This is a genomic window from Oryzicola mucosus (assembly GCF_014534685.1).
Taxonomy (GTDB): domain Bacteria; phylum Pseudomonadota; class Alphaproteobacteria; order Rhizobiales; family Rhizobiaceae; genus Oryzicola; species Oryzicola mucosus.
Genome location: NZ_JACVVX010000005.1, coordinates 109900 through 122928, shown reverse-complemented (window position 1 = coordinate 122928; position 13029 = coordinate 109900). Strand labels below are relative to the sequence as shown.

At 60.0% G+C, this 13029-nt stretch carries 16 protein-coding genes; 8 read left to right on the top strand and 8 right to left on the bottom strand.

The annotated features are described in order from the left end of the window. Positions 1-42 precede the first annotated feature (42 nt). Positions 43-1452, top strand: a complete 1410-nt coding sequence (glnA, locus tag ICI42_RS16460; protein ID WP_188165687.1) for a type I glutamate--ammonia ligase — start codon at positions 43-45, stop codon at positions 1450-1452. A 174-nt stretch (positions 1453-1626) separates the two neighbouring features. Continuing rightward, positions 1627-2745: a PDDEXK family nuclease gene (locus tag ICI42_RS16455; RefSeq protein WP_188165686.1), complete on the top strand. Its 1119-nt coding sequence runs from the start codon at positions 1627-1629 to the stop codon at positions 2743-2745. Between the two features lie 158 nt (positions 2746-2903). On the opposite strand, the gene ICI42_RS16450 is transcribed toward ICI42_RS16455, so the two are convergent. After that, positions 2904-3596 carry a winged helix-turn-helix transcriptional regulator gene (locus ICI42_RS16450; RefSeq protein WP_188165685.1) on the bottom strand — a complete coding sequence of 231 codons (693 nt, stop codon included), beginning with the start codon at positions 3594-3596 and terminating at the stop codon, positions 2904-2906. Between the two features lie 229 nt (positions 3597-3825). Here ICI42_RS16450 and ICI42_RS16445 point away from each other — a divergent pair, with 229 nt between their 5' ends. After that, entirely contained in the window at positions 3826-4932 is a 1107-nt protein-coding gene (locus ICI42_RS16445) for an acyl-CoA dehydrogenase family protein (RefSeq protein WP_407945179.1), read from the top strand. Positions 4933-5002: 70 nt separating this feature from the next. Here the strand turns inward: ICI42_RS16445 and ICI42_RS16440 are convergent, their stop codons facing one another. Further along, complete coding sequence (locus ICI42_RS16440; protein WP_188165683.1) at positions 5003-6043, bottom strand: glutamine synthetase beta-grasp domain-containing protein; 1041 nt, start codon at positions 6041-6043, stop codon at positions 5003-5005. Between the two features lie 156 nt (positions 6044-6199). Between ICI42_RS16440 and ICI42_RS23975 the strand changes: the two genes are divergently transcribed. Both ICI42_RS23975 and ICI42_RS16435 read left to right on the top strand, forming a co-directional pair. Continuing rightward, on the top strand, positions 6200-6334 hold the full coding sequence (locus tag ICI42_RS23975) for a hypothetical protein (RefSeq protein WP_269140783.1): 135 nt from the start codon (positions 6200-6202) through the stop codon (positions 6332-6334). A 103-nt stretch (positions 6335-6437) separates the two neighbouring features. After that, a complete protein-coding gene (locus ICI42_RS16435; RefSeq protein ID WP_188165682.1) occupies positions 6438-6635 on the top strand; it encodes a DUF2735 domain-containing protein in 198 nt (65 codons plus the stop codon). A 72-nt stretch (positions 6636-6707) separates the two neighbouring features. Here the strand turns inward: ICI42_RS16435 and ICI42_RS16430 are convergent, their stop codons facing one another. From ICI42_RS16430 to crcB, 4 genes are read right to left on the bottom strand one after another with little or no spacing between them, the layout of a single operon-like run. Continuing rightward, the gene (locus tag ICI42_RS16430) at positions 6708-7496 is read right to left on the bottom strand and encodes an ATP12 family chaperone protein (protein WP_188165681.1); all 789 of its coding nucleotides are present in this window, start codon (positions 7494-7496) and stop codon (positions 6708-6710) included. Next, positions 7489-8157 carry an HAD-IA family hydrolase gene (locus tag ICI42_RS16425; RefSeq protein ID WP_188165680.1) on the bottom strand — a complete coding sequence of 223 codons (669 nt, stop codon included), beginning with the start codon at positions 8155-8157 and terminating at the stop codon, positions 7489-7491. Before ICI42_RS16425 ends, ICI42_RS16430 begins: the two co-directional genes overlap by 8 nt. Next, the gene (locus ICI42_RS16420) at positions 8154-9137 is read right to left on the bottom strand and encodes an RluA family pseudouridine synthase (RefSeq protein WP_188165679.1); all 984 of its coding nucleotides are present in this window, start codon (positions 9135-9137) and stop codon (positions 8154-8156) included. Before ICI42_RS16420 ends, ICI42_RS16425 begins: the two co-directional genes overlap by 4 nt. 36 nt (positions 9138-9173) lie before the next feature. Further along, the gene (gene crcB / locus ICI42_RS16415; protein WP_188165678.1) at positions 9174-9551 is read right to left on the bottom strand and encodes a fluoride efflux transporter CrcB; all 378 of its coding nucleotides are present in this window, start codon (positions 9549-9551) and stop codon (positions 9174-9176) included. A 115-nt stretch (positions 9552-9666) separates the two neighbouring features. On the opposite strand from crcB, the gene mazG reads away from it, so the two are divergent. From mazG to ICI42_RS16400, 3 genes are read left to right on the top strand one after another with little or no spacing between them, the layout of a single operon-like run. Continuing rightward, positions 9667-10491 carry a nucleoside triphosphate pyrophosphohydrolase gene (mazG, locus tag ICI42_RS16410; RefSeq protein ID WP_188165916.1) on the top strand — a complete coding sequence of 275 codons (825 nt, stop codon included), beginning with the start codon at positions 9667-9669 and terminating at the stop codon, positions 10489-10491. A 43-nt stretch (positions 10492-10534) separates the two neighbouring features. After that, positions 10535-10840 carry a type II toxin-antitoxin system MqsR family toxin gene (locus ICI42_RS16405; RefSeq protein WP_188165677.1) on the top strand — a complete coding sequence of 102 codons (306 nt, stop codon included), beginning with the start codon at positions 10535-10537 and terminating at the stop codon, positions 10838-10840. 2 nt (positions 10841-10842) lie between these two features. Next, entirely contained in the window at positions 10843-11265 is a 423-nt protein-coding gene (locus tag ICI42_RS16400; protein WP_188165676.1) for a type II toxin-antitoxin system MqsA family antitoxin, read from the top strand. A 10-nt stretch (positions 11266-11275) separates the two neighbouring features. Here ICI42_RS16400 and hflX read toward each other — a convergent pair whose 3' ends face one another. Then, the gene (gene hflX, locus ICI42_RS16395; RefSeq protein ID WP_330999191.1) at positions 11276-12607 is read right to left on the bottom strand and encodes a GTPase HflX; all 1332 of its coding nucleotides are present in this window, start codon (positions 12605-12607) and stop codon (positions 11276-11278) included. Between the two features lie 48 nt (positions 12608-12655). Continuing rightward, the gene (hfq, locus tag ICI42_RS16390) at positions 12656-12898 is read right to left on the bottom strand and encodes an RNA chaperone Hfq (protein ID WP_188165674.1); all 243 of its coding nucleotides are present in this window, start codon (positions 12896-12898) and stop codon (positions 12656-12658) included. Positions 12899-13029: the final 131 nt, after the last annotated feature.

Genomic DNA, 13029 nt, shown 5'->3' with positions numbered 1-13029 from the left:
ATTCGGTAGACTGACAGCATCACCACACTAGGGACGAAAAATATGACGACAGCCAAAGACATCCTGAAGCAGATCAAGGACAACGACGTGAAGTTCGTTGACCTGCGCTTCACCGATCCCAAGGGCAAGCTTCAGCATGTGACGATGGATATCGCCGAGGTCGACGAGGACATGTTCGCCGACGGCGTCATGTTCGACGGCTCCTCGATCGCCGGTTGGAAGGCGATCAACGAATCCGACATGGTGCTGATGCCCGACCCTGAGACTGTCCACATGGATCCGTTCTTTGCGCAGTCAACCATGGTCATCCTGTGCGACATTCTCGATCCGGTCTCCGGCGAAGCGTATAATCGCGACCCGCGCGGCACCGCGAAGAAGGCCGAAGCCTATATGAAGGCGGAAGGCATCGGCGATACCATTTTCGTCGGCCCGGAAGCCGAGTTCTTCGTGTTCGACGACGTCAAGTACAAAGCCGACCCGTACAACACGGGCTTCAAGCTGGACTCGACGGAACTGCCGTCCAACGACGACACCGACTATGAGACCGGGAACCTCGGCCACCGTCCGCGCGTCAAGGGCGGTTATTTCCCGGTTCCGCCGATCGACAGCTGCCAAGACATGCGTTCTGAAATGCTGACCGTGCTCACCGAAATGGGCGTGCGCGTGGAAAAGCATCACCACGAGGTGGCCGCCGCCCAGCATGAGCTCGGCGTGAAGTTCGACGCGCTGACACGCAACGCCGACAAGATGCTGCTCTACAAATATGTCGTGCACCAGGTCGCCAACGCCTATGGCAAGACGGCCACCTTCATGCCGAAGCCGATTTTCGGCGACAACGGTTCGGGCATGCACGTGCATATGTCGATCTGGAAAGACGGCAAGCCGACCTTCGCAGGCAACGAATATGCCGGCCTGTCGGAAAGCTGCCTGTATTTCATCGGCGGCGTGATCAAGCATGCCAAGGCGGTCAACGCCTTCACCAACCCGCTGACCAACTCCTACAAGCGTCTGGTGCCCGGATACGAAGCTCCGGTCCTGCTTGCCTATTCCGCGCGCAATCGCTCGGCTTCGTGCCGCATTCCGTTCGGAACGAACCCGAAGGCCAAGCGTGTCGAGGTCCGCTTCCCCGATCCGGGCGCGAACCCGTATCTCGCTTTCGCAGCGCTCTTGATGGCCGGCCTCGACGGCATCAAGAACAAGATCCACCCCGGCCAGCCGATGGACAAGGATCTCTACGACCTGCCGCCGAAGGAACTCAAGAAAATCCCGACCGTGTCCGGTTCGTTGCGCGAAGCCTTGCAGAACCTCGACAAGGACCGTGGCTTCCTGAAGGCCGGCGGCGTGTTCGACGACGACCAGATCGACGCCTATATCGAGTTGAAGATGGCCGAGGTCATGCGGTTCGAAATGACCCCGCATCCCGTCGAATACGACATGTATTATTCGGTCTGATCGACCGTTGGGATGTTGACGAACAAAACCCCGGCTGAGCAATCCGCCGGGTTTTTTTTGACGCTCTATTCCAACCTTTCTCGTTTCGTTTGGGTTGCTACACCGAAATAATGACTGCTCGCGACAAGCAAGGTAGCGTTGTGAACGTCGGATTGACTTTGGAGGTGCGGTGAAATGACTAATATATTTATTATTGGCCCAGACAACTCGCTCACCGAGTTGACGCGCACAGCCTACAGTTCCGAGGACTTGTTTCAGCGGCTGCTTGCAGATCATCCCAGTCTCCTAAGGTCCGCTTCAGGTCCCGAGGGGCGACTTCTCCTTGTCCAGCGCGAACAGCCTGTACCGGATTCCGATGACAACTCACGACGATGGTCGCTCGACCACCTGTTCCTGGACCGCCAAGGCGTCCCAGTTCTTGTGGAAGTGAAACAGGCAAGCGATACGCGATCAAGACGTGAGGTTGTCGCGCAAATGTTGGACTATGCAGCAAACGGCGTAGCGTACTGGCCTATTGAGCGTTTGATAGAAGCTTTTCACCGGACAGCTACTCATGCAGGGTTGCAGCCAGATAGTGCGTTATCCGATTTTCTTGATGGAACCGATCCAGAGACGTTTTGGCGAGCGGTTGAAGCGAATCTAAAATCCGGACGCGTTAGGATGCTTTTCGTAGCTGACCGAATTCCAAAGGAACTTGCCAGAATCGTCGAATTTTTGAATGAGCAGATGCGTCCTGCTGAAGTTCTGGCAGTTGAGATCGAGCAATTTACCAGCAGTACCGGTGTGCGAACTTTGGTTCCAAAATTGGTTGGACAGACCGAAAGAGCAATTCTTGCAAAAGCTGTCACGGAGCCCAAAGCTTCAATCTCTGAAACGGAATGGCTCGAAATGTTGGCAGCAAAGTTTGGCGAGCCTTATCGAGCAGGGGCAATGCAAATTATGTCTTGGTTTAGGCAAAATGGATTTGTCGTTGGGCTGACAGAGAGCCAGGATTCGGTTTTCGCCAATGTGCCTCAGCCTGATGCAAGGCCGGCTTGGCCTTTCTTTATACGTCGAAGTTCAGGCAGAATTGAGACAGCCTTAAGTTATCTAGCAAACACAAAAGCGTTTACAACGGAGCAGTCACGGCAGATATTAATTGATAAGTTACATGCCATGCCAACATCTACGCTCCGCTCTACAAAAAAACTCACCAGCTGGCCGTCGTTTGAAATCAAAGATATTCTCGAACCAGATTTTTTTGAATCCTTTACAAATATTGCTAAGGATATTAAAGAAAAAATTTATAGTTAAACAAAATTTTATGTTATTAATTTATTTATTAAATACTTCTTTAATTAGAATTTTTGGGAAACATACTGCGATTTTTGTGCGATGAATATTTTATTATAAATTTCTTTCTTCTCAAAATTTTTTTGAAAATTACGACGCTCAACAAGCTCCGCCCGGCCTCAAGCCACTCGTCTCGGCTCCGGCGCGAAGGGGCTGAGCGAAAGCCATTTTTGCATGGCGCCCGCCACCTGCCGATCGCCCTCAAGTTCCAGGCGGCCGGCTGAAAGCTCCTGCGGGATTTTCACGAAACCCATCCAGATCGCGGTCATGGTCTTCAGCGAACTGCGCACGAGAAGGTCGATCTCATAACCGGGATCGAAGCCGCACAGATCGACCTCGCCGCCGTCGATGACCATCCACCAATTCTGCCGCGAATCCGGCAGTTCCGGGTACTGAAACTGAATCGTGCAGCGTCCGGGCGGCAACGGCTCCGGGTTCAGGTTGCGACGCATGTCCCACATCAGCAGAGACGGATCGAGGTTTTTCAGGGAAAGTTCGGATTCCACCCAGCGCTGGCCCCAGAAGCCCAGGCTCATGATGATCGGTCGCAGATCTTCGCCGGCCGGCGACAGATGGTATTCGACCGCACCTGTGCCGCGCGGCACGGCGACGATGATGCCGGCCTTCTCGAGGTCCTTCAGCCGCTTCGAAAGGAGCGCCGGCGACATTCGCGGTACGCCGCGGCGAAGATCATTGAAACGTGTCGTGCCGCAGAGAAGCTCGCGGATCACCAGAGCCGTCCAGCGCGTGCACAGAACTTCCGCAGCCATGGAGACCGGGCAGAACTGACCGTAGCCTCCGCGCTCCTCCATCGCCATGTCCTCCTCAGACATCGTGCAGAGTAAGGATACGCCTCTGGAGCCTCCCTGCCAAGCAGCTCGATTGGGGGATGCCAGCGCCGACAGGGCACGACCAGTACAGTTCGTGAACTGGAAGCGATGTGAGGATTGCGCCAACCTGCCTGCATCACGATCCCAGAAGGAGGAGACCATGACCAATCCGTTGTTGACGGAAACGGCCGATACACCCGGCCACGATCTGATGACTGTCGTCCGCGCGCTTGGGCCGAATTTCGCCGACCGCGCCGCGTCGCATGACGACAATGACCGTTTCGTCGCTGACAATTATGCCGATCTCAAAAAGGCCGGGCTGATCGAGGCCGGCGTGCCGGTTGAGCTGGGCGGCGGCGGCGCCGATGTCCGGCACCTGGCGGGCATGCTGCGTGAGATCGCCCACCATTGCGGATCGACCGCTCTGGCCTTTGCCATGCACACCCATCAGGTGGCGATTCCCGCATGGCGGTGGCGGCATCAGAAAGTCGCGGCCGTCGAGCCGTTGCTGAAGCGGATCGCCAATGACCGCATCGTTCTCTTGTCGAGCGGCGGGTCCGACTGGATCGGCGGCTCCGGCTGGGCCGTCAAGGTTGAGAACGGCTACAGCATCACCGCGCGCAAGGTTTTCACCTCCGGCGCCGAAGCTGGCGACGTGCTGATGACGACGGCCGTGGTCAAGGGCGACGGCGGGCCGGACATGGTGATCCATTTCCCGGTTTCGATGAAGGCACCGGAGGTGAAGGTGCTCGACACCTGGCACACGCTGGGCATGCGCGGCACAGGCTCGAACGACGTGCTGATCGAAGGCCTCTTCGTTCCGGACACCAGCGTAGCCGTCACCCGCACCGCCGGCGAATGGCATCCACTGTTCCAGGTCATTGCGACAGTTGCCTTTCCGCTGATCTACGCCGCCTATCTCGGCGTCGCCGAGAGCGCACGTGACATCGCCATCGAGCTTGCCAGGAAGAAGCGCCAAACGCAGCACACGCTGACGCTTGCCGGGCGGATGGACACCGCCCTGCGCGCCGCGCAACTGGCCCATGGATGGATGCTCGACACCGTGGAGCGCAACGCGCCATCGGCCGACACGGTCAACGAGGTGATGATCGGGCGGAATTTGGTGGCGGAGAACGCGATCAAGGCCGTGGAGCTTGCAATGGAACTGGCCGGAGGCGCGGGTTTTTATCGCGACCAGGGCCTGGAGCGCCGGTTCCGCGACATTCAGGGCGCGCGCTACCATCCGATGCAGTCCGGCCCGCAGTCGGAATATGCGGGAGCCACCGCGCTCGGGCTGCCGACGGCAAACATTTTCTGAGCGTTTGCGGACAAAAGAAAAGCCCGCCAGGGAAAGTCCCGGCGGGCTTTTTATCTAGCTCGCGGTGCGCTTACGCAGCGGCCTTGGCGAAAGCTTCCGTCGAAACTTCCGAGATCGTCTTCAGGACCTGCGAAGCGATCTGGTAGGGGTCGCCCTGCGAGTTCGGACGACGGTCTTCCAGATAGCCCTTGTAGTCATTCTTGACGAAGGAGTGCGGAACGCGGATCGAGGCGCCACGGTCGGCAACGCCATAGGAGAACTTGTTCCACGGGGCGGTCTCGTGCTTGCCGGTCAGGCGCTTGTCGTTGTCGGGGCCGTAGACATCGATATGGGCGTGGAGGTTCTTTTCGAACTGCGCCATCAGCGCTTCGAAATAGGCCTTGCCGCCGACTTCGCGCATATATTTGGTCGAGAAGTTGCAGTGCATGCCCGAACCGTTCCAATCGGTGTCGCCGAGCGGCTTGCAGTGATACTCGATGTCGATGCCGTATTTCTCGGTCAGGCGCTGCAACAGGTAGCGGGCCATCCAGATCTGGTCGGCGGCCTTCTTGGAGCCCTTGCCGAAGATCTGGAATTCCCACTGGCCCTTGGCCACTTCGGCGTTGATGCCTTCGTGGTTGATGCCGGCGGCGAGGCAGAGGTCGAGATGTTCCTCGACGATCTCGCGAGCAACGTCACCCACATTGGAGTAGCCGACGCCGGTGTAGTACGGACCCTGCGGCGCTGGATAGCCCTGCTCGGGGAAGCCGAGCGGGCGGCCGTTCTGGTAGAAGAAATATTCCTGCTCGAAGCCGAACCAGGCGTCTTCATCGTCAAGGATGGTCGCGCGGGCGTTGGACGAATGCGGCGTGACGCCATCGGGCATCATCACTTCGCACATCACCAGGGCGCCGTTGGTGCGGGCCGGATCGGGATAGATCGCAACCGGCTTCAGCACGCAGTCAGAGCTACGGCCTTCGGCCTGCATCGTGGACGAGCCGTCGAAACCCCAGAGAGGAAGCTGCTCCAGCGTCGGGAACTCATCGTAGTCCTTGATCTGCGTCTTGCCGCGCAGATTCGGAACCGGGGTGTACCCGTCGAGCCAGATATATTCGAGTTTGTACTTAGTCATGCCGGCCTCTCGTAAACCAGTTCAAAGAAATTGGACACGCTGGACGCGTATGCCGGTCTCAGTGGACCGACCCCTCCCTTGTTAAGCAATGAGCGTGCCAGTCTGGAAAAACACCGCGAGATTTCGGCTCTATTCCTATAAGCTTTTGGAAAATCGATGAAAAATGCAACCGTAATCGATGTGCGGCGTTTTACCGACAAGGCGGAATCCGATTCTGCAAAAACATCCTGCCCAAAAATTAGCCCAATATTGCCTGAGGATTCAGCAGATAAAGTCGAGTCTAAAAAATAGGCATAAACTGATAATTTTTAAGGCATATTGCACAAATAACGTGCATGCCCTATATCGGATTCAAGGTACACAGACTTAACGTCACCGAACCGAGAGAACCGACATGACTGCAAACATTCAGAGAGAGTCGGCCAAGATTTTCGCGTTCCCGAAGCGGACGCGTCCAACCGCCGATCGTTTCCAGGGCCAGTGCCTTCCGGTCACGGACCTGCTCGTCCGCCGCTCGGCTGATTTCGTGGATATCGACGGATGGTATCACGAGGCAGCGCTCGACAAGGACGATCCCAGCCGCAGCCACTGACTGTACCATACGCTTGCCTGTGAACGGCCCGGGAGACCCCCAGGGCCGTTTTTTATTGCCGGATTTCTGATCTCAAGCCTTGAGCGCTTCCAGGAGGGCGACGGCCGCCATCATGTCGCGCTTGCGGGCGGCCCGGCGCGCCACCGCCTCGGCGTCATGACCCCATTGCTCGATCTGCCAGTCTTCGTCGACATGGCCGGCCAGCCACGCTTCGTCGCCCGTCAGTTCGCCGAAATCCACCGCCAGCGCCAGAAGCGCCGAGCCGGTCAGGCTGGTCATGAGGTGAAGCGCGGCCAGTCGCAGCGGCTCCTGGCGCAGGGACAGATGGACGCCGAGTGCTGCGATCGATTCGCGGGGCTGCTCGACATGCATGACGCCTTCGGCCAGAACCAGACGCGCGCCGAGCGCTGAGCGCGCCCAGTCAAGCACGGGGTCCCAGATGTCGTTCTGCCGCTGCACCAGCCGTTCCGGGCTGTCGGCGCGGTAGCAGAGCATGTCGGTGGAGGCGAAGCGCAGAATATCTTCCAGCACTGCCTGCGGGTCGTCGGCGACGCCGTCTATGGCCGTGTTGACCAGCCGCAGCACCGGCATCGATACAGGATCGATGTGCTCGGCCTGCGCGGCGAATTCTTGCGCGACCAGCGTGGCGGCGGCGTGGGTCGGCAGCGCGAGAACCGCCCTGCCCGGCGTGCGCACCGGCCGGCCGTCGAGCTGGACGGCGAAGCCGTGCTCGGTCTCGGCCACCCCGGCCTCTTTGTAGAAGCGCTTGGGCAGCGGCGTGCGCATCTGGATCTGCGCGCGGCGCACCGGATCGGGATCGGACACGAAGCCGGCGTCGAGATCGGTGAGAATGTCACGCATATCGGGTCTCCTCTCCGAGATGGGCCGCCAGATCGGCAGGCGCATGCAGGATTGCGTGGGCGCCGGCGGCCGTCAGGCCCTCGGCGTGGTGATAGCCCCAGGCGACGCCGAGCGCCTTAGCACCGGCGCTGCGTGCCATCTGCATGTCATAAATGGCGTCGCCGACCACGATTGTCGATGCCGGATCGATGCCGGTATCAGCGCAGCATTCCAGAACCATCGCCGGGTGCGGCTTGGACGGGCAATCGTCGGCGGTGCGGACGGCGATGAACTGGCTGCCGAAGCCATGCGTGGCGAACACGGATTGCACGCCGCGGCGCGATTTGCCCGTCACCATGCCGACCAGGATGTCATCGCGGCGCGCAAGGCTTTCGAGCAGCGGCGCGATGCCGTCATAGAGCGGCTCGTGGAAACCCGGCAGCAGGCGATGCGCCTGGAAATTGTACTTGTAGCGCGCCGTCAGATGCTCGATCTCAGGATCAAGCGCGCGCTGCAGCAGGCGCGCAATGGCAAGGTTCAGCGTCAGGCCGATAACGCCCTTTGTCTCGGCCATGTCCGGCTCGCGCAGGCCGGCTTCGCGGAAGGTCGAGACCATGCAGTCATGGATGATCCCGGCGCTGTCGACCAGCGTACCGTCGCAATCGAAAAGAACGAGCTTCATTCCGGCTCCGCGTTCGCCTCGTCGAAGCCGATCAGGTTCCAGCTCTGGCGCATATGCGGCGGCATCGGCGCGGTGACGTCGATCGTGCCCTTGTCGGGATGCGGAATGACGATGCGCCTGGCATGCAGGTGCAGCCGGTTCTGCAGACCGCCGGGGAAATCCCAATTGGTGTCGGCCTCGAAATATTTTGGGTCGCCGATGATCGGGCAGCCGATATGGGCGGCATGGACGCGAAGCTGGTGGGTGCGGCCGGTATAGGGCTCCATCTCCAGCCAGGTCATGGTGCGGGCGGCCTGCTCGATGACGCGGTAATAGGTGACGGCGTGATCCGAGCCCTTCTCGCCGTGATCGGCCACACGCATACGGTCGCCGTCGATGGTCGATTCCTTGATCAGCCAGGTCGAAATCTTGTCCTCGCGCTTGGGCGGTACACCCTTCACCAGCGCCCAATAGGTCTTCTTGGTCTCGCGGTGACGGAAGGATTCGGCAAGCTTCATCGCCGCCAGACGCGTCCGCGCCACGACCAGGACGCCCGATGTATCGCGGTCAAGCCGATGCACCAGGCGCGGTTTCTCGCCCTTCTTGGAGCGCCAGGCTTCGAGCATGTCGTCGACATGGCGCGACACGCCGGAACCGCCCTGCACGGCGAGGCCGGCGGGCTTGTTGAAGACGAACACCTTGGGATCTTCATAGATCAGCATCTTGGCCAGGACGTCGGCGTCGTCCTGGTGGCGGATGCTGTGGCCGGTCATCTGATCGGCGCCCTTCTTGTCCACTTCCAGCGGCGGGATGCGGACGAGCTGACCAGGCTCGACGCGCGTGTCGGCCTTCACCCGGCCGCCATCGACGCGGATCTGGCCGGAGCGCAGCAGCTTCTGCAAATGCCCGAAGCCCAGCCCCGGAAAATGCGTCTTGAACCAGCGGTCGAGCCGCATGCCGGATTCACCGGGTTCAACCTTGATCTGTTCGACGCCTGCCATCGTATTCGCCTGTTCTCTCAAACCGGCCAGATAGCATCATGCGACCGCTCTTGCGAGCCACAATCCCAAAAACAGCGCCAATATGGAGCCGATCACGCTCGCCAGCGCATAGCCGAGCGCCGGAAGAGCCGCGCCGCGTTCCCACAAAACGGCAAAATCGAGCGAAAAGGACGAGAAGGTGGTGAAGCCGCCGAGAATGCCGGTGGCTACGAACAAGCGCAACTCGTTCGACGCGCCGAAGCGCCGCGTCAGCATCTCGATGAACACGCCCATGACGAAAGCGCCGACGATGTTGACCGCCATGGTGCCCCATGGAAAGCCGGGGCCGAGCAGCCTGAGCGCAAGGCCGTTGATGAGATGACGAAGCGTAGCGCCTATGGCGCCGCCGACAGCGACGAAAGCAATGTTGAGCATGGCTCTTCCTGCTCCCGTCATCCGCCCGCGTCAACGGCTTTGCGCGCCAACAACCCTGTGGACAACGCCGCCGTCCGGCAGGCGCGCCGACCCCGTCTGGATGTACTATCCGGCGATGAAGCCTTCCAAAGACATTTCCCGCCTGATCGAGATCATGGCCGCGCTGCGCGACAAGCAGAGCGGTTGTCCGTGGGATATAGAGCAGGATTTCAAGAGCATCGCGCCCTACACGATCGAGGAGGCCTATGAGGTGGCCGACGCGATTGCGCGCGGCGACCGCGACGATCTGCGCGACGAACTCGGCGACTTGCTGCTCCAGGTCGTCTACCACGCGCAGATGGCTGAAGAGGCCGGTGATTTTGCGTTCGGCGATGTTGTGGAAGCGATCACAAAAAAGATGATCCGCCGTCATCCGCATGTCTTTGGCGACGAGACGGCGCGCGGCGCTGGTATGGCCAAGGGCATGTGGGACCGGATCAAGGCAGAAGAACGCGCCGAAAAGCGCGCGGCACGCCTTGCACGCGGGCTCGATCCTGAAGACCACGGCAAGGGATTTCTGGACAGCGTGCCGGTCAACCTGCCGGCTCTCACCCGCGCTCTGAAGCTTCAGGAAAAGGCCGCGAAGGTGGGTTTCGACTGGGGCGAAGCCGCTCCCATCCTCGACAAGATCGAAGAGGAAATCGCCGAGATGCGCGAAGCCATGGCCAAGGGCGACTCGGCGTCGATCAAGGACGAATTCGGCGACGTGCTGTTTGCGCTGGTCAATCTCGGACGCCATCTCAAACTCGATTCCGAGGCTGCCTTGGCCGGCACCAACGACAAGTTCCGCCGCCGCTTCCATGCAGTGGAAAAAGCCGTTGTCGACAGCGGCGGCACGCTCGAAGCCGCGACGCTGGAGGAGATGGAAGCGCTCTGGCAGAAGGCCAAGGCGGGGGACTAGGCTGCTCTTGCTTCGCCACCTTAATGGTGGCACTATTTAGCCGATGGAGAAAAGGCGTCCAACTTACGATCTTGACGCGATCCGTACCGTTCTCGGATCGGCAGAGACGCTTGCGATGACGTCATCAGCTCTTCGGGACGCAATCGGGCTGGGATTCGACCGGCACGCAGTGATCGTGACAATCGCAAGTATCGAGCGGTCGATGTTCTTCAAGTCGATGACGACTTTTTCCGATCATCGCGTCTGGCAGGATGTCTACCATGTTCCGGCCCGCGACTTGATCCTCTACGTGAAATTCCAGGCGGACATCATTACCGAGTTCAGGGTGATGTCGTTCAAGGAGAAATGACGATGGCCCAGAGTAAAGATCCTCTTCCAAATACCATGATCTCCCCGGAATCGGGAGAGACCCTGCGCCGCGGGGTTCGACCTTTCGTGGTTACGTATAAGGGCAAGTCCGTGACTGTCGACCTCCCCGGCTACTACCCCGAGCATGGCGATGAGGGTATCCATGTTGGCAATGACATGGCCATCACGGATGACGCTCTGCGGTCCTTGAAAGAAGATATCGAAGGCATCCCGTCGCCATCCACTATCCGCCGGGTTCGTAAAAAGCTGAAACTGTCACAGCGCGAAGCTGGCGGACTGCTGAAGGTCGGCGAGAATGCGTTCGACAAATATGAGCGCGGCCTGGTCGAGCCCAGCGGACCGACCAGCCAACTGCTGCGGCTTCTCGATCAGCATCCGGAATTGGTCGACGATCTACGCGGATAACAAAACCACGCTATCGCTTGCCGATGACCTTTGCTTCGATTTCCTCGCGCGCGCTCTTGGTGGCCATGAGCGACAGGCTGACGCTGCCGTCCTCGTTGTCGGTGCGTGAGACGACTTCGCCGTTGCGATAGAGCCAGTCGAGCTGGCCAAGCTGGTCAGGCGACAGCGAAAGCTCGATCGTTTCCAGCTCGCCTGAGACCCGCTGTTCGATCAGTGCGGTCAGTGCCGGAAGCCCCTCGCCGGTGACCGCCGAAACGGCGACAGGCGCGTGCTTCGCGCTGCCCGCCTCGTCGAGAAGACGTTCGCGGTTGCCGTCGTCGAGCAGGTCGATCTTGTTCCAGACCTCGATGACATGTTCGGCATCGGTCGCGTCGACGCCGAGGTCGGACAGGATGCGCTCGACATCCTCGGCCTGGGCGGCGGTGTCGGGATCGGAAATGTCGCGCAGATGCAGCACCAGATCGGCTTCCACCACCTCTTCCAGCGTGGCGCGGAAGGCAGCGACCAGATGCGTCGGCAGGTCGGAGATGAAGCCCACCGTGTCGGACAGGATGATCGGCGTGCCATGCGGCAGGCGCACCCGGCGCAGCGTCGGGTCGAGCGTTGCGAACAGCATGTTTTCGGCCAGCACGCCGGCGCCGGTCAGCCGGTTAAACAGGGTCGACTTGCCGGCATTGGTGTAGCCGACGATGGCAACCACGGGAAACGGCACCTTGCGCCGCTTGGCGCGATGCAGGTCGCGCGTGCGCCGCACCGTCTCCAGCTCGCGCTTCAGCTTGACGATCTTGTCCTGCAGGATGCGGCGGTCGGCCTCGATCTGGGTTTCGCCGGGACCGCCGAGAAAGCCGGCACCGCCGCGCTGGCGTTCCAGGTGGGTCCAGCTCCGGACCAGGCGGCCCTTCTGATAGTTCAGATGGGCCAGGTCGACCTGCAGTGTACCTTCCTTGGTGCGGGCGCGTCGCCCGAAAATCTCGAGGATCAGCCCGGTGCGGTCGAGCACCTTGGCGTTGAGTTCCTTTTCGAGATTGCGCTGCTGCACCGGCGTCAGCGGGTGATCGACGATCACCAGCTCGGCATGCGTGTCCTTGACGATGGTGGCGAATTCTTCGACCTTGCCGGCGCCGAGAAGCGTCGACGGGCGCGGGTCGTTGATGGTCACGACAGCCGTGTGGACGGGATCGAGATCGATGGCGAGCGCAAGGCCCAAAGCCTCCTCGCGGCGCGCATCGGACGACCGCGCCAAACGCGGCCGGCTCGACTCGTCTTCTTTCCGCTGCTGATAGCGGGTCAGCACAGGCACGATGACCACCGCCTTGGTGGCGCCGGTCTTGCTGCTTGCTATTCCGCCGGAGTCGCCCTTGTCGGGCGCCGCCTTATCTTCGCGCGTCAATCAGCCCTGGCTTTCCTCGCCATCGAACATCTGAACCGGTTGGCTCGGCATGATCGTGGAGATGGCATGCTTGTAGACAAGTTGCGAATGTCCGTCACGGCGAAGCAACACACAGAAATTGTCGAAGGAGGTTACCACTCCCGTCAATTTCACGCCGTTAATCAGGAAAATCGTCAGAGGATTCTTGGTCTTGCGTACTGAATTCAGGAACAGGTCCTGAAGATTTTGCGATCGTTCCGCCATTGTTTTTCTTTCGCCGATCCCGGTTGCGCCCCCAATGCGCCAAAGAAATCGGCACATGTCAAGAACGCAAACCACCCCCTTGCCGCGTCGTGCGGCAAGTCGAATTAGACCCTCGTTAAGCCTATTCCCTT